This window comes from Xanthobacter autotrophicus (assembly GCF_030015065.1).
Taxonomy (GTDB): domain Bacteria; phylum Pseudomonadota; class Alphaproteobacteria; order Rhizobiales; family Xanthobacteraceae; genus Xanthobacter; species Xanthobacter autotrophicus_D.
Genome location: NZ_JAIVFN010000003.1, coordinates 46,627 through 67,311, shown reverse-complemented (window position 1 = coordinate 67,311; position 20,685 = coordinate 46,627). Strand labels below are relative to the sequence as shown.

The window sequence follows — 20,685 nt, the reverse complement described above, 5'->3', positions numbered from 1 at the left end:
AGGGACGACATGAAGACCATCGAGCAACGGCTCCGGCTCATCGAGGACCAGCTGGAGATCGCGCAGCTCCGGGCCCACTACTGCCACATGCTCGACGAGCGCAGGTGGGACGAGTTCGTCGCGCTCTTCACGCCGGACGGCGTGTTCGAGGGGCTGGAGGCGGTGAGCGGCCACGACGCGCTGCACGCCTTCTTCAGCGAGCGCGTACCGAAGCTGGCAGAGGACTTCTGGCACTTCTGCACCAACGGCACGGTGGAGATCGACGGCGACGTCGCCACCGGCCGCATCTCCATGGAGTATCTCTCCGTCACGGACGGTGTCTCCTTCGTCTCCGCCGGCCACTATGACGACGTGATGCGGCGCGTGGACGGGCGCTGGCGCTTCGCCTCGCGCAAGATCGCCTTCTACTTCCTCTCGCCGCTCAGCGAGGGCTGGGCCGGGCGGCCGTTCCCGGGTCGTGCGCCGGCGGCGAGGGCGGCGGAATGAACTGGATCGAGATCAATGGCGGCGGCACGCGCTACGTCCACGAGGGTGACGGGCCGCTTCCGCTGGTCCTGATCCACGAGATGGGCGGATCGCTGGAGAGCTGGGCGCCGCTGCTGCCCCTGGTGGGGGAGGGGCGCACGGTGCTGCGCTACGACATGCGCGGGTTCGGCGACGCCTCCAAGCTGCGCGGGTCGGGCGCCATGGATGTGCTGGTGGCGGACCTGATCGCGTTGCTCGACGCCCTGTCCATGCGCGAGCCGGTGGACCTGTGTGGCATGGCGGTGGGCGGCGCGGTGGCGCTGCATGCGGCGGCGCGCCATCCCGGCCGGGTGCGGCGGATCGCGCTCATGGGGCCGGCCCTCGGCATCGCGTCCGAGCGGCGGGAGACGGTGCGCGCGCGTGCGGACATGCTGGAGGAGGGCGGCATGGCCGCCATCGCCGATGGCGAGCTTGACCTCACCTATCCGGCGGCGCTGCGCGACGAAGCCCGCTTTCCCGCCTATCGCGCGCGGTGGCTCGGCAACGATCCGTCGAGCTATGCCGCCACCTATCGCATGCTTGCGGGGCTCCAATCTGAACCGGCGCTCGGCGCGGTGCGCTGCCCGGCGCTGCTGCTCGCCGGGGCGCGCGACCCGCTGCGCCCGCCCGAGCTCATCGCCGCGGCCGCGGCCGCCATCCCCGGCGCGCGCTTCGCGGTGGTGCCGAGCGGGCATGTGATGGCCCATCAATCGCCTGCGCCGGTCGCGCGCGAGCTCCATGCGTTCTGGCGCGCCGCGTGAGGCGGTGCCGACAACCGGAAGCCCATCCCCCATGAAGATGCATTGGTCCCCCCGCTCCCCGTTCGTGCGCAAGGCGATGATCGCCATCCACGAGATGGGCCTTGAGGATCAGGTCACCTGCGTGCGCACGGTGGCCTCGCCGTTCAAGGCCCATGAGGAGCTCATGGACGACAACCCGCTCAGCAAGCTGCCCACGCTCGTGCTCGACGACGGCACGGCGGTCTATGACTCCCACGTCATCTGCGAGTATCTCGACACCCTGCACGCGGGGCCGCGCCTGTTCCCCGCCGCCTGGCCGGAGCGTCTCATCGCCCTGCGCAACGAGGCGCTCGGCGACGGGCTGATGGACCTCGGCCTGATGTGGCTCATCGAGCGCTGGCGCGGCGAGGGGATGCAGTCGGCCGATCTCGTCACCGCCAACGCCCGCAAGGCGGAGCGGGTGCTCGCCCGCCTCGAGGCCGATGTGGCGCTGCTGGCCGACCGCCCGTTCGACATCGGCCACCTCACCATCGGCACGGCGCTCGGCTATCTCGACTTCCGCTTCCCCTTCCTGGAGTGGCGCAACGGCCGGCCGGCGCTGGCGGCCTGGCATGCGGGCTTCCTGGAGCGGCCTTCGGTGCGGGCCAATCCGGTGGTGGACGATTCCTGAGCCATCCGCCCGACCCGTCCGCATGCCGGCCCCGAACGATCGAGGATCCCATGATTCAATCGCGCATGGTGGGGGAAGTTCGCGTCACCCGCCTTCTGGAATACGCCGCCCCCACCCATGATCCGGCCTTCCTGTTCCCGAACATGGCGCCCGGCCTGCTGACGGACAATGCGGGCTGGCTCGCCCCGCACCATTATGTGCCGCACATGAACCGGCTCATCGTCACCATCCAGCTCTGGATCGTGCATGCCGGCGGCAACGTGATCGTCATTGATACCGGTGTCGGCAACCGCAAGCCCCGCGCCGCGGCGCGCATGAACCAGCTCAACGGCCTGGTGCTGCCCTGGCTGGAGGCGGCCGGCGCCGCGCCCGACAAGGTCACGCACGTGGTCCACACCCACCTGCACAGCGACCATGTGGGCTGGAACACGGTGCTGTCCGCCGACGGGCGCTGGACGCCGACCTTTCCCAATGCCCGCTACCTCATGCCGAAGCTCGAATACGATCACTATGGGGAGGCGCTCGCGAAGGCCGCCGATCCCATCATTGATGCCTCGTTCGAGGACAGCGTCCGCCCCGTTGTGGAGGCCGGTCTTGCCGATTTCATCCCCGATCATGGCGAGATCGCCGACGTGCTCTCCATCGAGGCCGCGCCGGGGCACTCCGTTGGCCACCAGACCTACCGCATCCGCTCGCGGGGCGAGGAGGGCCTGTTCAGCGGCGACGTGATGCACAGCCCGGTGCAGATCGTCGATCCCACCCTCAACACGACTTACTGCGCGCTGCCGGATGTGGCCCGGCGCACCCGCGCGGCCCTGCTGGAGCGGGAGGCCGAACGCGGCACGCTGGTGATGCCCATGCATTTCGGCGCGCCCCACTGCGGCTACATCCGCCGCCAGGGCGAGGGCTACGCCTTCGAGCCGGCGGCGTGGTGAACCTGGGCCGGAGATAAGGCCGGAAACCCAAAGGGAGGAAAACATGAAGATTTTTGTCGCGGCGATGGCGCTCGCCGCGGGGTGGGCGTGCGCGGCCGAGGCCGCGGATGTCCGCCATCGCTACACGGTCCAGCGCGGGGACGTGACCGTGGACGTGATCGACGAGGGGCGGGGGCCGCTGATGGTCCTGCTCCCGTCATCCGCGCGCGATTCCGAGGATTATGACGCGGTTGCCGAAGGTCTCGCCAAGGCCGGCTTCCGCGTGCTGCGGCCCCAGCCGCGCGGGGCGGGCGCCAGCTCCGGCCCCACCGAGGGCATCACGCTGCACGACCTCGCCAACGACGTGGCTCTCGCCATCGAGAACGCGCGCGACGGGCGGGCCATCGTGGCGGGCCATGCCTTCGGCAACTGGGTGGCGCGCATGACCGCGGTGGATCATCCCAATCTCGTGCGCGGCGTGGTCATCGTGGCGGCCGCGGCCAAGAATTATCCAAAGGAACTCCTGGTCTCTCTGCGGGATGCCGGCAACGTCACCCTGCCGGACGCGCAGCGGATCGCGGCGCTCAAGGTCGCCTTCTTCGCCCCGGGCAACGATGCCTCGATCTGGCTCAAGGGCTGGCATCCCAAGATGGCGGCCTACCAGCGTCCCATCATCGCCGCGCCGAAGGAGAACGAGTGGTGGTCCGGCGGGACGGCGCCGTTGCTTGACCTGCAGGCGCTGCAGGATCCCTTCCGCCCCCGCTCCACTGCGAACGACATCAAGGCGGAGTTCGGCGACAGGGTGACGATCGCGACGGTGGATAACGCCAGTCATGCGCTCATCCCCGAGCAGCCGGATGCCGTGGTCGCGGCCATCGCAGCCTGGGCGAAAGCCCTGAAGCCCTGACGGTCCGGGCACGCCCGCGTCGCAGCTGAATGCACGCCCTGGCGGTCGGGACCCCAGCCGGGAGTTCCGCCCGCCGTTGGACGGCTGCGACCTGCTCGACGAGCAGAAGCTGACGGCATCACTCGAACGAAACCGCCTTCACAGCACCCGGAGGCGGTTCACGCGCCGCGACCGTGACGCGAGAGCGGCGCGGCTCCTCAGGAGCCGATGCCGAGGTCGGGTGAGCGACTTTTGATCTCCTCCAGGATGAGTTCGCGGATCGCCTTCTTGGAGAGCTTGCCGGTGGCGGTGTGCGGCAACTCGGCGACGATCACCACGTCGTCCGGCATGCACCATTTGGAGATCTTGCCCTCATAATGGGCGCGCATGTCGGCACGGGAGAAGGTGGCGCCCGGCTTCAGCACCGCCACCAGCACCGGCCGCTCGCCCCAGCGCGTATCCGGGCGCGCGACGATGGCGGCCTCCTGGATGGCCGGATGGGCCTGGGCGATGTTTTCGAGGTCGATGGAGGAGATCCATTCGCCGCCCGATTTCACCACGTCCTTGGTGCGGTCGACGATCTGGATGAAACCCTCCTGGTCCATGGTCACCACGTCGCCGGTGTCGAACCAGCCGGGATAGTCCGCATGGGCTGGGCTCGTCGGAGTATTGAAATAGGCCTGCGCCACCCAGGGGCCGCGGACCAGCATGGAGCCGAAGCTCCTGCCGTCGTGCGCCACCTCCCGTCCGTCGGCCCCGGCCACGCGGAACTCCATGCCGAACACCGGCCGGCCCTGCTTGCATTCGAGGGCGAGGCGCTCCTCCGGCGGCAGAGCCGCATGCTTGGGCTTGAGCGCGGCGGAAAGCCCCACCGGGCTCGTTTCCGTCATGCCCCACGCCTGGCGCACCTGCACGCCCATGTTGTGGAACCGGCTGATCATGATGGGCGGAATGGCCGAGCCGCCGATCACCACCCGCTTCAGCGCAGAGAAGCTACGGGCGTGGGTGTCCATCCAGTCGAGCATGCCGAGCCACACGGTGGGCACGCCGGCGGTGAAGGAGACGCCCTCGCCCTCGAACAATGCGTGCAGGCTGGCGCCGTCGAGATGGGCGCCGGGCAGCACCAGCTTCGCCCCCACCATGGGAGCGGCAAACGGCAGGCCCCAGGCGTTGACATGGAACATGGGCACGATGGGGCAGACGACGTCGCTGGCGGAGAGCCCCAGCGCGTCGGGCATGGCGATCGCCATGGCGTGCAGAACGCATGAGCGATGGGAATACAGCACGCCCTTGGGGTCGCCCGTGGTGCCGGAGGTGTAGCACAGGCCGGAGGCGGTATTCTCGCCGAAGGTCGGCCAGTCGAACGCATCCGGCTCGCCGGCGATGAGGGTCTCGTAGCACTTGAGGCCGGGAAGGACCTGGGAGACGGGCATGTGCGCCTCGTCCGTCATGGCCACCAGGGCTTTGAGCCCCTTCAGCTGCTCCGCCAGCTCTTCCACGATGGGCAGGAAGGTGAGGTCGAAGAACAGCACGCTGTCGCCGGCATGCGCGATGATGTAGGCGATCTGCTCGCGGAACAGGCGCGGATTGATGGTGTGGCACACGAAGCCGGAGCCCGAGACGCCGTAATAGAGCTCCAGGTGGCGGTAGCCGTTCCAGGCAAGGGTGCCGACCCGGTCGCCGGTCTTCAGGCCCAGGCGGGCGAGGGCGTTGGCGAGCTTCCGGCTGCGCTTCGACAACTCGCCATAGGTGTAACGGTGAAGGCCACCCTCCACCGTCGCCGAAACCACCTCGCCGTCGCCGTGATAGGCTTCCGCATGCCGGAGGATCGAGGACAACAGCAGCGGGACATCCATCATCGTTCCGAGCATCGCTTCCCTCCGTCTTTGATTTTCTGTTGACTGTTGATCGCCTGGCGGGTGGCTGGTCAGAAGGCGTCGGCGTGGAGCGCCATAAGCGAGGGCGCGCCGTATGCGAGGGCGGCGTCGAGGCCCACCGTCTGGGGCAGCATGCGCTCCATGAAGAAGCGCGCGAGGGCGGCCTTGCGCTGCTCCACCGGGGTGGCGGCATGTCCCGCTGCGGCGGCGGCCATGCGCACCCACATCCAGCCGAAGGCGACGAGCGCGAACAGGCGCAGGTAGTCGGTCGCGGCGGCGCCGGCCTCGATCGCGCCGCCATTGGCGGCGAGACGCGCCGTCGCGCCCTCGAGCCGGGCCAGGGCCTCGGCCATCGGCGTTACCAGCGCGGCGCCGGCGGACGGCAGGGCGGCGTCGAGGTCCGCCTTGATGAGGCCGAAGAAGCGCTGCGGCAGCTTCCCGCCCTCAAGGCCGAGCTTGCGGGTGACGAGGTCCATGGCCTGCACCCCGTTGGTGCCTTCGTAGATCTGGGCGATGCGCGCGTCGCGCACATATTGCTCCATGCCCCATTCGCGGATGTAGCCGTGCCCGCCCAGCACCTGCTGGGAGGCGACCGCGGTCTCGAAGCCGAAATCGGTGAAGGCGGCCTTCACCACCGGGGTCAGCAGCGCCACCAGCGCATCGGCCTCGCGGCGCACCGCCTCGTCCGGATGGCGGTCGGCGATGTCCATCTGGAGCGCCGTCCACACCGCCAGCGCGCGGGCCGCATCGGCGAAGGCGCGACCGCAGAGCAGCATCTTGCGCACGTCGGGATGGTTGATGATGGCGACGGGGCCGGGCGTGCCGTCGGCGCCGTGGCCCTGCAGGCGCTCCCGGGCATAGGCCACGGCCTTCTGGTTGGCCGCCTCGGCGATGCCGAGGCCCTGGATGCCGACGAACAGGCGTTCCGCGTTCATCATGGTGAACATGGCATTGAGCCCGCGGCCGGGCTCGCCCACCAGCCAGCCGGTGGCGCCATCATAATTCATGACGCAGGTGGGCTGGGCATGGATGCCCATCTTGTGCTCCAGCGCGCCCACGCTCATGCCGTTGCGCCCGCCGAGGCTGCCATCCGCATTCACGAGGAACTTGGGGGCGAGGAACAGGCTGATGCCCTTCACGCCCTTCGGCGCATCCGGCAGGCGGGCGAGCACCAGATGGATGACGTTGCCGCCGAAATCCTGGTCGCCGGAGGAGATGAAGATCTTGGTGCCGGTGATGGCGAAGCTGCCGTCGCCGTTCGGCACGGCACGGGTGGAGAGCAGGCCGAGGTCGGTGCCGGCGGAGGCCTCGGTGAGGGCCATGGCGCCGGTCCATTCGCCGGAGATCATCTTGGGCAGATAGGTGGCCTTCAGCTCCGCGCCGGCGTGATGGCCGATGGCCTCCACCGCCCCGCGGGTGAGGCCGGGGAACAGGCCGAAGGAGAGATTGGCCGAAGACAGCATCTCGTCGAGCAGGATCTGCAGCACCCGCGGCAGGCCCTGCCCGCCATATTCGGGATCCCCGGAGAGCGAGCACCAGCCGGCCTCGGCGAAGGCGCGATAGGCCTCCGCGACGCCCTTGGGCGTTGTCACGAGGCCGTTCTCGAGGGTGCAGCCCTCCTCGTCGCCGGGGCGGTTGAGGGGCTCCAGCACGCCGGCCGCGAACTTGCCGGCCTCCTCCAGCACGCTCACCGCCAGCTCGGCATTCACCTCCTCGAAGCCGGGCAGGCCGGCCATGGTGGCATCGAAGTCGAAAACCCGCGTCAGCAGGAAGGCGATGTCGTCGACGGGGGCGGTATAGGTGGCCATGGGTCTTACCTCGAAATGGGTCTTGCCTCGAAGATCAGTTGCGCAGGGGCTTGCCGGTGGCGAGCATGTGGCGGATGCGCTCCAGCGTGGCCGGCTCGCCGAGCAGCGCGATGAAGGCGGCGCGCTCCAGTGCCGTCACCTCGTCCTCGCCGACCGGCCGGGCGGGATCGGCATCGGGGCCGCCGGTGAGCACGCTAATGAGGGCCTCGCCCACCACCCGGTCATGGGCGGTGAGCCGGCCCGCCGTGGTCTCGGTGTCCAGCACGTTGCGCAGGGCCGATGCGCCGGAGGGGCCGGACAGGGTGAGGCTTGGCGGGGCGGGCGGTGCATAGCCCTCCGCCAGCGCAAGGGCCTTCGCCTTGGCATCGGCGAGCAGGCGGTCGCGGTTCATGGTGATGCCGTCGGTGGGGCGCAGATAGCCCAGGCGGCGGGCCTCGAACGCGCTGGTGGAGACCTTTGCGGGCGCGATGAGACCGAAGGCGCTGAGCGCCGGTGCCACCGGTCCCTTCGCGCTCGCATGGCCCTCGGCGAAGCGCAGCAGCATCTCCTTGCAGCCGCCCCAGCCGGGCACCACGCCGATGCGCGTCTCCACGAGGCCGATGGTGAGCTCCGCATGGGCCTGAATGGCCCGGCAGTGTAGCAGCAGCTCGCAGCCGCCGCCGAAGGCGAGGCCGGCAGCCGCGCCCACCACGGGGAAGGGTGCGTACTTCACCGCCCTGAACAGGCGGTGGCCGCGATCAATGGACGCGCCGAAGGCGGCAGGCCCGCCCGTCTCCACGGTTTCGAGGAATACCCGGATGTCCGCGCCGGCGCTGAACAGCGGCGCGTCGGAGCCGATGACGAGGCCCTTGAAGCTCCGCTCGACGCGCGCCAGCGCCGCCTCCAGCGCGTCCAGCACGGGGGCGCCGAAGGTGTTCATCTTGCTGCGGATCTCGAAACAGGCGATGCCGTCGCCCAGATCCCACAGCCGGGCCGCGCCCCAGTCCTCCACCGCCCTGGAGGCAAGCTGGGCCGCGGCCAGAGTGACGACCCCATCGGCCTGCGCGACCTTGCGGCGGGTGCCGTCCGGCAGCAGGCAGGTGCGCGCGCCGTTCTCGATGCCGTAGAAGCCGCCCGCGGCAGCCGCTCCGGCGAGAAAATCGGGCACCGCCACGCCGCGCTTTTCGAGACGCGCCACGAGCCAGCCCGCCCCCAGCTGGTCGATGAGCTCGAACGGCCCCTTCGCCCAGCCATAGCCGCCGCGCATGGCCGTATCCACCGCATCCGGACCGTCGGCGATCTCGGGCGCGACGCGGGCGGCATAGGCCAGCGCCTTCTCCATCACCGCCGAGGCATAGCGTCCGGCGGCGCCCTCATGCTCCATCAGCGTGCGGGCGTCGCCTTTCGCGGCATCGAGGGCGTCGCTCTCCACCGCCTTCTGGGGACGGTATTCGCCAGTGGCGAGATCGGTCACCTCCCGGCTCTTGCGATCGGCCGAGAGCTTGACGAAGCCGGCGCCACTTTTGCGACCGAGACGCTTCTCGCCGACCATACGGGTGAGGAGCGCGGGCTCGGCGGGATAGTCCTGCATCGCGTCGGACGACGGGAGCGCACCGTGCAGGGAGCGCAGGACCATGGACATGAGGTCGATCCCCACCAGGTCCATGAGCCCGAAAATGCCGGTCTTCGGGATGCCGAAGGGCTTCGAGATGGCTGCGTCCGCCACTTCCATGTCGAGGCCGAGGGCGATGGCCTCGTTCACCGCGGCGGCCATCCAGTAATTGCCGATGCGGTTGGCGATGAAGCCGGGGGTATCGCGGCAGACGACCACGCTCTTGCCGAGGATGCGGTCGCCGAAATCGCGGATCGTCTCCAGCGCCTCGGGCCGGGTCCGGGGCCCGGCCACCAGCTCCAGCAGGGGCATGGTGCGCGGCGGGTTGAAGAAATGGGTGACGAGGAAGTCGGCGGCGAAACGCTCGGGCAGGCCCTCCACCAGCGCCGACAGGGGGATGGTGGAGGTGTTCGAGCTGACGATGGAGCCCGGCTTGCGCACCGCTTCGATGCGGGCATAGAGGTCCTGCTTTACGTCGAGCCGCTCGGCCACCGCCTCGATGATCAGGTCGGCATCGGCCAGCAGCCGCATGTGGTCGCTCACCGAGCCGGTGATGACGCGCTCGGCGAAGGCGGCGTCCATGAAGCCGCCGCCCTTCACCTGCTTCGCGACGGCGGCCGCGGCGGTGGCCGCATCCACGTCCAGCAGCACCACCTCAAGGCCGGCATTGGCGAGATGCGCCGCAATGCCCGCGCCCATGACGCCGGCGCCGATGACGCCGGCCTTCCTGATCGGACCCATCACGCGGCCTCCAGCACGAGGGCGATGCCCTGCCCGCCGCCGATGCACTGGGTGGCGAGGCCGTAGCGCCCGCCGTCGCGCTTCAGGAGCTGGGCCGCCTTGCCCACGAGGCGCGCGCCGGTGGCGCCCAGCGGATGGCCCAGCGCGATGGCGCCGCCGTCCCGGTTGAGCCGGGCGGGGTCGATGTCGAGGTCGGCGCAGCAGGCCAGCACCTGCACCGCGAACGCCTCGTTCATCTCGATCACGTCGAGGTCGGCGGCGGCGATCCCGGTGCGGGCCAAGGCCTTGCGGGAGGCCTCCACCGGGCCGATGCCCATGATCTCTGGCGCGCAGCCGGACACCGCATAGCCCGCCACCCGCGCCAGCGGCGCGAGGTTGTGCCGGCGGGCGAAGTCCTCGGAGACGATGAGGGTGGCCGAGGCGCCATCGGTGAGCGGAGAGGAATTGCCCGCCGTCACCGAGCCGCCGGCCTTGAACACCGCCTTGAGGGTCCCGAGCTTGTCGACGGTGGTGCCGCCGCGCACGCAGCCGTCCTTGTCCACCGTGCCCGCCGGCGTCGCCACCGGGGCGATCTCGGTGGCGAGGCGCCCATCGGCCTGGGCCGCGGCGGCCTTGTCCTGGCTTGCGGCGGCATACGTGTCCTGGGCCTCGCGGGAAATACCATAACGGGCGGCGAGATTTTCCGCGGTGAGGCCCATGTTCAGGAAGGCGGCGCGCAGGGCATCGTCCCAGCGCGGATTGGGCATGGGGTTGAAGCCCATCATGGGCACCTTGGTCATGCTCTCGATGCCGCCGGCGATGAAGGCCTCGCCCGCGCCCATGGCGATGGCGCCCGCCGCCATCTGCACCGCCTGCATGGAGGAGCCGCACCAGCGGTTCACCGTCGAGGCGCCGACGCTCAGCGGCAGGCCGGCGATGAGGCTGGCGCAGCGGGCGATGTTGAGGCCCTGCTCGCCCTCCGCGAAGGCGCAGCCGAGGATGACGTCCTCGAGGGTCGCCGGATCGAGGCCCGAGCGGCCGACGACGGTGGAGATGACACCGGCGGCGAGGTCGTCCGGGCGGATGCCGGAGAGGGCGCCCTTGTAGGCCGGGGCGAAGGGGCTGCGCGCATAATCGACGATGAAAGCGTGGGCCATGCTCGTTCCTTGGCCGGCCGGACGCCGGCACGGGTTCGCAGGAGGCAGTTCAAAAACAAGAGGTCGTGCCGCGAGGGGGAGGGGGTCGATCCGCTCCGGCCGTCGCCGCGCCGGACCGGCTCAACCCCCGGGCTTGCCCTGCCGGCTGGCTATGTACCAAACGATTGGTACAATATGCAACCCGGTAATGGCTGCCGCATGGGGCGTCGAGGGTGCTTTCCTCGACGCGAAGGGCGCACTAAGACAGGACAAGCGAAGTCAGGGGCGTGGACCGGATGTCCCCGGTCGCGGCATGGCGCCAGAATCGGGACCTCGGGACGACGTGAATGTCACGCAAGACCGCCGCCAGGAAGACCGCCGCGAAAGGCGATGAGACGCGGCAGAACAAGTTCGCGAGCGAGCTGTTCCAGGGTGAACTCAGCCCCCGCCACCGGGAGGTGCTGGAGGCCGCCGCGAGCCTGTTCGCGGAACGCGGCTATGCGGCCACCTCGGTGCGCGAGATCGGCGAACGTGTCGGCCTGCTCGGGGGGTCGCTCTACCACTATATCAAGTCGAAGGAAGCGCTGTTCGTGCGCATCCACGACACGGCGCTCGAGGTCGCGGGGGACCGCATCCGTGCCGCCATCGAGGCGCAGAGCGACCCCTGGGATCGCCTGGAGGCAGCGTGCGTGACCATGCTGGAGATCCAGCTCGATCCCCAGTCCATCACGATGCCGCTCATGAATGATCTTCAGGCGGTCCCTGTAGAGGTTCGCGAGCAGCTTATCGCTCGGCGCGACAGTTTCGAAAAAATCTTTTCAGATCTCGTGGCCGACCTGCCCTTAAATCCACATATTGATCGTAGTATATATAGACTCCTGCTTCTGACGCTTCTCAACAATGTCAGCTTGTGGTACCGCGAGGGGCGTCTGACGCCTAAGGATATTGCAAAGCAAATAGTTTTTATATTCCATCAACGCGCCGGGCGCGGTGGATCGAACTGACAGGTGGCGCCTCGCCCCGGCCGGCGTCCCTGTTCTGCGCCGTGACCAGAGCGGTTCGCGCTCGGCATGAGCACGCCCTTCGGTGCCTTCAGTCGTGTTCGGCACCCGGCATTCAAACCTCGTTCCTAGAGCACGCGCCGATCTGCTTGCATCGCAAGCTGATCGGACAACGCGTTCTCTTTCTTGAGTTTGGAGGGCGGTCCATGGCCGCGCCGCGACCGCACGCGCCAAAAAATGCGCCCGCCGCCACGGAGCGGTTGACTTCCGAAAAATGTTATAGACAATAACAAATATGGAAGCGCGGGAGGAGGAACCCATGGCCGAGGCGGCATCGGCGCCGGCAGCGAGCGCGTTCAACGGGGCGCTGCACCGCCATGCGGGTGGCCCCCTCGTGGTGACGCGGGACGGCGACATTCTCATGGTGGGTCTCGATCGGCAGGCCAAGCGCAATGCCATCAACGATTCCACCATCGAGGCCCTGGATGAGTGCTTCTCCACCATTCCCGACGATGTGCGGGCGGTGGTGATCCACGGCATCGGCCCCAATTTCTCCGCGGGGCTCGATCTTTCGGAAATCTCCGAGCGGGATGTGACCGACGGGGTGTTTCACTCCCGCGCCTGGCACCGCTGCTTCGAGAAGATCGAATTCGGCCGCGTGCCGGTGGTGGCGGTGCTCAAGGGCGCGGTGATCGGCGGGGGGCTTGAGCTCGCCTGCGCCGCCCACATCCGCGTCGCCGAGCCTTCCGCCTTCTATGCCCTGCCCGAGGGGCAGCGCGGCATCTTCGTGGGCGGCGGTGGCTCGGTGCGGCTGCCCAGGCTCATCGGCGTCGCCCGCATGTCGGACATGATGCTGACCGGCCGCTCCTATTCGGCGGCGGAGGGCGTCGGCCTCGGCTTCTCGCAATATCTGGTGGGTGAGGGCGAGGGCTTCGCCCACGCGCTCGACCTCGCCCGGCGCATCTGCGGCAACGCCCCGCTCACCAATTTCGCCGTCATCCAGGCCCTGCCACGCATCGCCGACAGTGATCCGCGCGTGGGCTATCTGATGGAATCCCTCATTTCCGCCGTCGCCCAGGGCGATCGTGAGGCCAAGACCCGCGTGCGCGCCTTCCTGGAGAAGCGCGCCGCCAAGGTGACCCGCCCGGACTGATCCGGACGGTCCAAGCATCACGCCGGATCAACCGGCAGGAGGGCCGCGCCGGAGAACGGGCGGGGCCGAGGAAACGACGAGGCGTCGCGCCATGAGGCGACGACAGCCTGCGGGAGGGAATGATGCACGCCATGATTCCGCCGAGCGCCCCCTTGCGCCTGTTCGGCAAGCTCGACCCTGTGGTGGAGACGCGGCCGGACGGGGTCATCGTGGTCCGTTCGGCCAAGCCTCTGCCCCACTACGCCGCCTCGCTGGTGGACCGGCTGGAGCATTGGGCCAAGGTGACGCCCGAGCGGGTGTTCCTCGCCGAGCGCGCGGCCGGCGGCGGCTGGCGCGAGCTGACTTACGGCGCTGCCTTCGAGCAGATCCTGCATATCGGCGCGGCGCTGCTCGCCCGCGACCTGTCCGAGGACGAGCCGGTGCTCATCCTCTCCGGCAACGGCACCGACCACGCGCTCGTTTCCCTCGCCGGCATGGCGGTGGGCGTGCCCACCTGCCCCATGTCCACGGCCTATTCGCTGGTGTCGCAGGACCTCGGCAAGCTCAGCTATGCCCTCGACCTGCTCACCCCTCGCCTCGTCTTCGCTGCGGAGGGCAGGGCCTATGCCCGCGCCCTGAGGAAGGTGAAGGAGCGCGGCATCGAGATCGTTGTCTCCGACGACAGCGCGGAGGAGCTGGGCGCCACCCCGTTCCGCAGCCTCCTGGAGCGCCCCATTTCGTCGGCGGTGGTCTCGGCGCGCACCCAGGTGGGACCGGATTCCATCGCCAAGTTCCTGCTTACCTCGGGGTCCACCGGCTATCCCAAGGCGGTCACCAACACCCACCGCATGATCTGCGCCAACCAGGCCATGCTGGCGGAGGCCATGGCCTTCCTCAAGGACGAGCCGCCGGTGCTGGTGGACTGGCTGCCCTGGGCCCATACCTTCGGCTCCAACCACAATTTCGGCATCGCCCTCTATAATGGCGGCACCCTCTATATCGACGCCGGCAAGCCCATGCCGAACGGCATCGAGGCGACGGTGCGCAACCTGCGGGAGATCGCGCCCACCATCTATTTCAACGTGCCGAAGGGGTTCGAGGCGCTGCTGCCCTACCTCCAGGCCGACGAGGCGCTGAGGCTGCATTTCTTCTCCCGCCTCAAGCTCATGTTCTATGCCGGGGCGGGGCTGTCGAAGCCGGTGTGGGACGCCTATCGCGACCTCTCCATCGACACGGTGGGCCATGCCATCACCATGACAACCTCCCTCGGCGCCACCGAGACCGCCCCCGGCGCGCTCATCGGGGTGCGCGAGGTGGACCGGCCGGGCATCGTCGGCGTGCCCCATCGCGGCGTCGAGCTGAAGCTCGTGCCCAATGCCGGCAAGCTGGAGGCGCGCCTGCGCGGCCCCAACATCATGCCCGGCTACTGGCGGCGCCCGGACCTCACCCAGAGCGCGTTCGACGCCGAGGGCTTCTATCTCCTCGGCGATGCGCTGCGCCTTGCCGAGCCGAACAATTTCGCTGCCGGCTTCGAGTTCGACGGGCGGGTCTCCGAGGATTTCAAGCTGGCCACCGGCACCTGGGTCAGCGTCGGGCCGCTGCGGGTGGACTTCATCGGCAAGCTCGATCCGCTGGTGAAGGATGCCGTCGTGACCGGGCACGACCGGGACGACATCGGCATGCTGGTGTTCCCGGAGGAGGAGGCGGTCCGCGCCCTCGCCCCCCATCTGCCCGCCGATGTGCCGCTGGCCGAGGTGCTGGGCGATCCGGCGGTGCATGACGCCTTCCGCGCCCGGCTCGCCGAGATCGCGAAGGTCTCCACCGGGTCCTCCACCCGCGTGATGCGCCTCGCCCTTCTCGCCGACCCGCCGTCCATCGACCTCGGGGAGGCCACCGACAAGGGCTCGTTGAACCAGCGCGCCGTGCTCGCCAACCGCGCGAGCGAGGTGGAGGCTCTCTATGGCGCGGAGGGCGCGCCCAACGTGGTGAAGCTGTAGAGCGCGCACCGATCAGGTTGGTTCAACCCGATCGGATCCGGCGCAAGCCGCTCCCTCCGGAGCCCCAACACCCCGACGATCTTGCGGGCGCGCGGCCTTGCCGGCGCCCGACGGTCCGACGCATGCCGCAAGAACACGCAGCAAGAACACGCAGCAAGAAAGGTTCTTCCATGAGCACGGTTCCCGGCGCGGTCACGCTCAGCTTCGACGACGTCTTCCTCGTGGACGGCGCCCGCACGCCGTTCGTGGACTATAACGGCGCCCTCTCCCCGGTCTCGCCCACCGACCTCGGCATCAAGGCCGGGCGCGAGGCGCTGCGCCGCGCCGGCGTCGATCCATCCGAGGTCGGCACGGTGGTGGCCGGCAACATGGCGCAGGCCAGCTTCGACGCATATTTCCTGCCCCGCCACGTGGGCCTTTATTGCGGCGCGCGCACCGAGGTTCCGGCCCATCTCGTCCAGCGCATCTGCGGCACCGGGGTGGAGGTGATCGCCCAGGCCGCCGACGCCCTCTCCCAGAAGCGCGCCGAGGTGGGGCTGTGCGTCGGCACCGAATCCATGAGCCGCAATCCGGTGGCGGCCTACACCCATCGCGGCGGTTTTCGCATGGGGCAGGTGGAGTTCAAGGACTTCCTCTGGGAAAGCCTGCTCGACACCGATTGCGACACCACCATGGGCGGCACGGCGGAGAACCTCGCCCGGGATTTCCAGATCACCCGCGATGAGGTGGACGCCTTCGCCGCGCGCTCCTTCGAGCGGGCGCTCGCCGCCCGCGCCTCCGGCTTCTTCGACGGCGAGATCGTGGCCGTGACCGACGAGACCTTCGAGGCGGACGGCCTGAAGCCCCGCGCCATCAAGCTGAAGGCCAAGGGCGAGGTGGTGAAGGAGGACAGCCATGTGCGGCCCTCGCCCCTGGAGGTGCTGGCGAAGATCCGCCCGGCCTTCGGCGGGGTGCAGACGGGCGGCAATTCCTCCGCCGTGGTGGACGGGGCGGCAAGCGTGGTGCTCGCCTCCGGCGGCTGGCTGAAGGCGAAGGGCAAGGCGCCGCTCGCCCGTATCGTCGCCAGCGCCGCCGTGGGGGTGCCGCCCCACATCATGGGGATCGGGCCGGTGCCGGCCATCCGGGCGGTGTGCGCCAGGGCGGGCATTGCCGTCGCCGACGTGGACCGCATCGAAATCAACGAGGCGTTCGGCGCCCAGATCATGGCCTGCGCCCGCGAGCTCGACCTCGACGAGGACCGGCTGAACGTGAATGGCGGCGCCATCGCCATCGGCCATCCTTTGGGCGCCACGGGCGTGCGGCTCGCCCTCACCGTGTCGCGCGAATTGAAGCGGTCGGGCCTGCGCTACGGCATCGCCTCGGCCTGCATCGGCGGCGGGCAGGGCATCGCCATGCTGGTCGAAAACCCTGAAGCCGCCTGAGCGGACGCGGGAGCTACAGATGAAGCTTGAACAGACGGCCGCCATCGTCACCGGCGGCGGCTCCGGCCTCGGCCGCGCCACGGCGCAGGCGCTGGCGGCGCGTGGCGCCAGGGTGGCGGTGCTGGACCTCAATGCCGACGCCGCGCGAGAGGTGGCATCCGCCATCGGCGGCGTCGCCGCGCCCTGCGACGTGGCCGACCCCGCCTCGGCGGAAGCCTCGCTTGCCGTCGCGGCGGCGGCCCACGGGCCGGCGCGCATCCTCGTCAATTGCGCGGGGATCGGCATCGCGAAACGCGTGGTGGGCAAGGATGGCCCGCAGCCCCTGGCCGATTTCGAGAAGGTGGTGCGGGTCAATCTCCTCGGCACCTTCAACATGCTGCGCCTCGCCGCGGCCGCCATGACGGCGCTCGACCCGCTGGAGGATGGCGAGCGCGGCGTCGTCGTCTCCACCGCATCGGTGGCGGCGTTCGAGGGCCAGGTGGGGCAGGCGGCCTATTCCGCGTCAAAGGCCGGCATCGTCGGCATGACGCTGCCCATCGCCCGAGAACTCGCCGGCTTCGGCATCAGGGTGAACGTGATCGCCCCCGGCCTGTTCGCCACGCCGCTGCTGAAGACCCTTCCGGAGGAGGTGCAGCGGGCGCTGGGCGCCTCCATCCCGTTCCCCTCCCGCCTCGGCGAGGCGTCGGAGTTCGCCGCCCTTGCGGTGCACATGGTGGAGAACAGGTTCCTCAACGGCGAGACCGTGCGCCTCGACGGCGCGCTGCGCCTGCCGCCGCGCTGAAGGAGGAAGCCATGCTGGTGAACCGCCGGACCGTGCGCATCGAATGGGGGGATTGCGATGCCGCCAACATCGTCTTCTACCCGCGCTACTTCGCCATGTTCGATGCTTCCACCCACGCTTTGTTCGAGAAGGCGGGCTGGCTGAAGCGTGACCTCATCCGGCAGTTCGACATCGTCGGCTACCCCATGGTGGATACGCGGGCGAAATTCATGGTGCCGTCGAGCTTCGGCGACGACATCGTCATCGAGACCACCATCAGCGCCATCCGCACCTCCAGCTTCGATGTGCTGCACAAGGTGCTGAAGCCGGCGCCGGAGGGCGAGGTGCTCGCCATCGAGGGCTACGAGACCCGGGTCTGGGTCGGCCCGCATCCCGACGATCCCAAGCGGCTGAAATCCCGCCCGATCCCGCAGGAGGTGATCCGGCGGCTGTCGGAAGGCTGAGCGGCGGTACATCCCTTGGCCGGAACACCGCCGCGAAAGGCGGGGCGGCCGGGGCCAATCAAACAGGGGAGGAGACGAGAATGACCTATGCCTTTCGGCGCCCGCTCGCAGGCGCGGCGCTGCTTCTTGCCCTCGGCGGCACCGGGGCGCTGGCGGCGGACGATGTGGTGCGCATCGGCGCCTCCATTTCCACCACCGGGCAGGGCGCGGCCCTCGGCATCCCGGAGAAGAACACCCTTGACGTGGTGCCCAGGGAGATCGCCGGGTTGAAGCTGGAGATCATCCCGCTCGACGATGCGGGCGACCCCACGGTCGCCACCACCAATGCCCGGCGCCTCGCCACCGAGGACAAGGTGGACGTGCTCATCGGCTCGGCGGTGACGCCGGCCACCCTCGCCGTCGCCAACGTGGCGGCGGAGGCGCAGGTGCCCCATTTCGCGCTGAGCCCCATTCCCTTCCAGCCCGGCAAGGAGAAATGGAGCTTCTCCATGCCCCAGCCCGTGCCGCTGATGGCCAAGGGCCTCTATGAGGACATGCTGAAGCGCAAGGTGAAGCGGGTGGCCCTCATCGGCTTTTCCGACAGCTGGGGCGACCTCTGGGTGAAGGAGTTCAAGGCCAACGGCGAGCCGCTCGGCCTCTCCATGGTCGCCGACGAGCGCTATGCCCGCGCCGACACCTCCGTGGCCGGGCAGACGCTGAAGCTCCTCGCCCAGAAGCCCGATGCAGTGCTGGTCGCCGCCTCCGGCACGGCCGCCGCGCTGCCGGTGATCGCATTGCGCGAGCGCGGCTACAAGGGGCCCATCTACCAGACCCACGGCGCCGTGACGCGCGACTTCATCCGCATCGCCGGCAAGGCCGCCGAGGGGGTGGTCTTCACCTCGGGCCCGGTGGTGGCCGCCGCCGAGCAGCCCGAGGCAAGCCCCACCAAGGCGCCGGGAATCGCCTACACCAAGGCCTATGAGGCGAAGTTCGGCGAAGGCACCGTCACCCAGTTCGGCGCCCATATGTACGATGTGTTCCAGCTGCTGGAGCGGGTGCTGCCGGTGGCGCTCAAGACCGCCCGGCCCGGCACGCCCGAATTCCGCGCCGCCCTGCGCGATGCGCTGGAAAGCGAGAAGGAGCTGAAGGCGAGCCAGGGCGTCTACAATTACACCGCCGCCAACCATTACGGCGTGGACGACCGGGCCCGCATCCTGATCACGGTCAAGGACGGCAAGTGGGTTCTGGTCGAGTGAGGAGTGGTGCCGCGCTCTCCTGAAGGTCCATGAAAAAGGGCTCCCGGACGCGATCCGGGAGCCCTTTCCTTTTGTTCCGGAAGCGTCAGCCGACGCCGGCGAGGGCGCGGTAGTCGGCGGGATCGCGGCGGGTGGAGACGATCTGTCCGGCAAGGCCCTCGGCCTCGGCGGCGATGTCCTCCGCATAGATGCGGGCGAGGCGGATCCAGTCGGCCTCCTTCGCCCATCTGCTGTCTCCTGCCGCCGCCGCGCCGCGCGACAGCAGCGCCCCGCCCAAAGCGAGGCCGAACAGGCGCAGATAGGTCTGCGCCGCCAGCAGCTTCGCCGCCTCGCCGATGGCGGGGGCCAGCAGATGGGCCGTGGCTGTTTCGAGCGCGGAGAGCGCTTCCGCCAGGATCGCCGCCGAGGGGCCGACGCGGTTCTCCGCCCGCGCCACGTCGGCCCGGCTCTCGGCGATGAGGCGGGCCACCTCGCTGCCGCCTTCGCGGGGAATCTTGCGCATCACGAGGTCGATGGCCTGGATGGCGTTGGTGCCCTCATAGATGGGCGCGATGCGGATGTCGCGCAGCAGCTGGGCGGCGCCGGTCTCCTCCACGAAGCCCATGCCGCCATGGACCTGGATGCCGAGGGAGGCCACCTCGCAGCCGATGTCGGTGCAGAACGCCTTCACCACCGGCGTCAGCAGGCTGGCGCGGGCATCACCGGCATCACCTGCGTCGATGGCGGCGGCGGCGGCATAGGCGATGGAGCGGGCGGCGGCGGTCAGCGCCTTCATGCGGGCAAGGGTCTTCGCGAGGTCCGGATGGGCGGCGATGGGCGCCGCGCCGTCGAAGCCGGCCGCGCGCCCCTGCCGGCGCTCCAGCGCATAGGCGGCGGCCTTCTGCGTCGCCTTCTCCGCCATGGCGACGCCCTGGAGGCCGGTGGCGAGGCGGGCCTTGTTCATCATGGTGAACATGCAGGCAAGGCCCTTGTTCTCCTCCCCCACCAGCCAGCCGATGGCGCCGCCGCCATCGCCGAACACCATGGTGCAGGTGGGCGAGCCGCGAATGCCGAGCTTGTGCTCGATGCCGGCGCAGCGCAGGTCGTTTTCCGCCCCCAGCGTCCCATCCGCCGCCACGAAACGCTGCGGCACCAGGAACAGGGAGATGCCCTTCACTCCGGCCGGCGCGTCGGGCAGGCGGGCGAGCACCAGGTGGATGATGTTCTCAGCCAGGTCGTGGGCGCCGAAGGTGATGAAGATCTTCGAGCCGGTGATGCGGTAGCGCCCGTCGCCCAGGGGCTCGGCGCGGGTGCGCAGGAGGCCGAGGTCCGAGCCCGCCTGCGGCTCGGTGAGGTTCATGGTGCCGGTCCATTCGCCCGAGACCAGCTTGGGCAGATAGAGCGCCTTCAGCTCGTCCGAGGCATGGGCCTCGATGGCGTCCGCGGCTCCCTGCGACAGCACCGGCAAGGTGGAGAGCGCCATGCACGACGAGGTGAGCATCTCCATGGCGGCGGTGCCCACCGACACGGGAAGGCCGGAGCCGCCGAAGGCTTCCGGCTGGGCGACCGCGTTCCAGCCGCCGGCGATCCAGTCCGCATAGGCCTCTCTGAAGCCGGGTGGGGTGGTGACGCGGCCGTCTTCCCAGCGTGCGCCCACAAGGTCGGAGGTGCGGTCGAGGGGGGCGATGCGCTCGGCGCAGAAGCGGCCCGCCTCCTCCAGTATGGCGGCGAGCTCATCGACCGGAACGGGGGGCGGGCTCCCCGGCGGCGACGCGACCCGGGTCAGCGTGAACAGGATCTCGTCGATCGGCGGACGATAGGTCATGGCGCCCTCGCGGGGGTATTGGAAG

General features: G+C 69.5%; 17 protein-coding genes. 12 read left to right on the top strand and 5 right to left on the bottom strand.

Annotation, left to right across the window (positions count from 1 at the left end; all coding sequences use genetic code 11):
• Positions 1 to 9: 9 nt before the first annotated feature.
• Genes K9U40_RS01665 through K9U40_RS01645 form a run of 5 tightly spaced genes read left to right on the top strand, consistent with a single transcriptional unit; the run spans position 10 to position 3,735 of the window.
• Complete coding sequence (locus tag K9U40_RS01665) at positions 10 to 486, top strand: nuclear transport factor 2 family protein (RefSeq protein ID WP_282888523.1); 477 nt, start codon at positions 10 to 12, stop codon at positions 484 to 486.
• Positions 483 to 1,265: an alpha/beta fold hydrolase gene (locus K9U40_RS01660; RefSeq protein WP_282888522.1), complete on the top strand. Its 783-nt coding sequence runs from the start codon at positions 483 to 485 to the stop codon at positions 1,263 to 1,265. The genes K9U40_RS01665 and K9U40_RS01660 overlap by 4 nt, the downstream gene beginning before the upstream one ends.
• Positions 1,266 to 1,296: 31 nt before the next feature.
• On the top strand, positions 1,297 to 1,914 hold the full coding sequence (locus K9U40_RS01655; RefSeq protein ID WP_282888521.1) for a glutathione S-transferase family protein: 618 nt from the start codon (positions 1,297 to 1,299) through the stop codon (positions 1,912 to 1,914).
• A gap of 50 nt (positions 1,915 to 1,964) precedes the next feature.
• On the top strand, positions 1,965 to 2,849 hold the full coding sequence (locus K9U40_RS01650; RefSeq protein WP_282888520.1) for an MBL fold metallo-hydrolase: 885 nt from the start codon (positions 1,965 to 1,967) through the stop codon (positions 2,847 to 2,849).
• A 43-nt stretch (positions 2,850 to 2,892) separates the two neighbouring features.
• Entirely contained in the window at positions 2,893 to 3,735 is an 843-nt protein-coding gene (locus tag K9U40_RS01645; protein WP_282888519.1) for an alpha/beta fold hydrolase, read from the top strand.
• A gap of 197 nt (positions 3,736 to 3,932) precedes the next feature.
• On the opposite strand, the gene K9U40_RS01640 is transcribed toward K9U40_RS01645, so the two are convergent.
• From K9U40_RS01640 to K9U40_RS01625, 4 genes are read right to left on the bottom strand one after another with little or no spacing between them, the layout of a single operon-like run.
• On the bottom strand, positions 3,933 to 5,585 hold the full coding sequence (locus K9U40_RS01640; RefSeq protein WP_282888518.1) for a long-chain-fatty-acid--CoA ligase: 1,653 nt from the start codon (positions 5,583 to 5,585) through the stop codon (positions 3,933 to 3,935).
• A gap of 56 nt (positions 5,586 to 5,641) precedes the next feature.
• On the bottom strand, positions 5,642 to 7,399 hold the full coding sequence (locus K9U40_RS01635) for an acyl-CoA dehydrogenase (RefSeq protein ID WP_282888517.1): 1,758 nt from the start codon (positions 7,397 to 7,399) through the stop codon (positions 5,642 to 5,644).
• A gap of 34 nt (positions 7,400 to 7,433) precedes the next feature.
• Positions 7,434 to 9,731 carry a 3-hydroxyacyl-CoA dehydrogenase/enoyl-CoA hydratase family protein gene (locus tag K9U40_RS01630; protein WP_282888516.1) on the bottom strand — a complete coding sequence of 766 codons (2,298 nt, stop codon included), beginning with the start codon at positions 9,729 to 9,731 and terminating at the stop codon, positions 7,434 to 7,436.
• Positions 9,731 to 10,867 (bottom strand): thiolase family protein, encoded by a 1,137-nt coding sequence (locus tag K9U40_RS01625; RefSeq protein ID WP_282888515.1) that lies wholly within the window; start codon positions 10,865 to 10,867, stop codon positions 9,731 to 9,733. Before K9U40_RS01625 ends, K9U40_RS01630 begins: the two co-directional genes overlap by 1 nt.
• A 326-nt stretch (positions 10,868 to 11,193) precedes the next feature.
• On the opposite strand from K9U40_RS01625, the gene K9U40_RS01620 reads away from it, so the two are divergent.
• The 7 genes from K9U40_RS01620 to K9U40_RS01590 all read left to right on the top strand — a co-directional run bounded on the left by K9U40_RS01620 (position 11,194) and on the right by K9U40_RS01590 (position 18,856).
• Entirely contained in the window at positions 11,194 to 11,850 is a 657-nt protein-coding gene (locus K9U40_RS01620) for a TetR/AcrR family transcriptional regulator (RefSeq protein ID WP_282888514.1), read from the top strand.
• A gap of 316 nt (positions 11,851 to 12,166) precedes the next feature.
• The gene (locus tag K9U40_RS01615; RefSeq protein WP_282888513.1) at positions 12,167 to 13,000 is read left to right on the top strand and encodes a crotonase/enoyl-CoA hydratase family protein; all 834 of its coding nucleotides are present in this window, start codon (positions 12,167 to 12,169) and stop codon (positions 12,998 to 13,000) included.
• 131 nt (positions 13,001 to 13,131) lie between these two features.
• Positions 13,132 to 14,976, top strand: a complete 1,845-nt coding sequence (locus K9U40_RS01610) for a feruloyl-CoA synthase (protein ID WP_282888512.1) — start codon at positions 13,132 to 13,134, stop codon at positions 14,974 to 14,976.
• A gap of 170 nt (positions 14,977 to 15,146) precedes the next feature.
• Positions 15,147 to 16,397: a thiolase family protein gene (locus tag K9U40_RS01605; RefSeq protein ID WP_282888511.1), complete on the top strand. Its 1,251-nt coding sequence runs from the start codon at positions 15,147 to 15,149 to the stop codon at positions 16,395 to 16,397.
• 19 nt (positions 16,398 to 16,416) lie between these two features.
• On the top strand, positions 16,417 to 17,178 hold the full coding sequence (locus K9U40_RS01600; protein ID WP_282888510.1) for an SDR family NAD(P)-dependent oxidoreductase: 762 nt from the start codon (positions 16,417 to 16,419) through the stop codon (positions 17,176 to 17,178).
• An 11-nt stretch (positions 17,179 to 17,189) separates the two neighbouring features.
• Positions 17,190 to 17,621 (top strand): acyl-CoA thioesterase, encoded by a 432-nt coding sequence (locus K9U40_RS01595; protein ID WP_282888509.1) that lies wholly within the window; start codon positions 17,190 to 17,192, stop codon positions 17,619 to 17,621.
• Positions 17,622 to 17,701: 80 nt separating this feature from the next.
• Positions 17,702 to 18,856, top strand: coding sequence for an ABC transporter substrate-binding protein (locus tag K9U40_RS01590; protein WP_282888508.1), 1,155 nt, complete (start codon positions 17,702 to 17,704; stop codon positions 18,854 to 18,856).
• A gap of 85 nt (positions 18,857 to 18,941) precedes the next feature.
• Here K9U40_RS01590 and K9U40_RS01585 read toward each other — a convergent pair whose 3' ends face one another.
• Entirely contained in the window at positions 18,942 to 20,660 is a 1,719-nt protein-coding gene (locus tag K9U40_RS01585) for an acyl-CoA dehydrogenase (RefSeq protein ID WP_282888507.1), read from the bottom strand.
• Between the last annotated feature and the right edge of the window lie 25 nt (positions 20,661 to 20,685).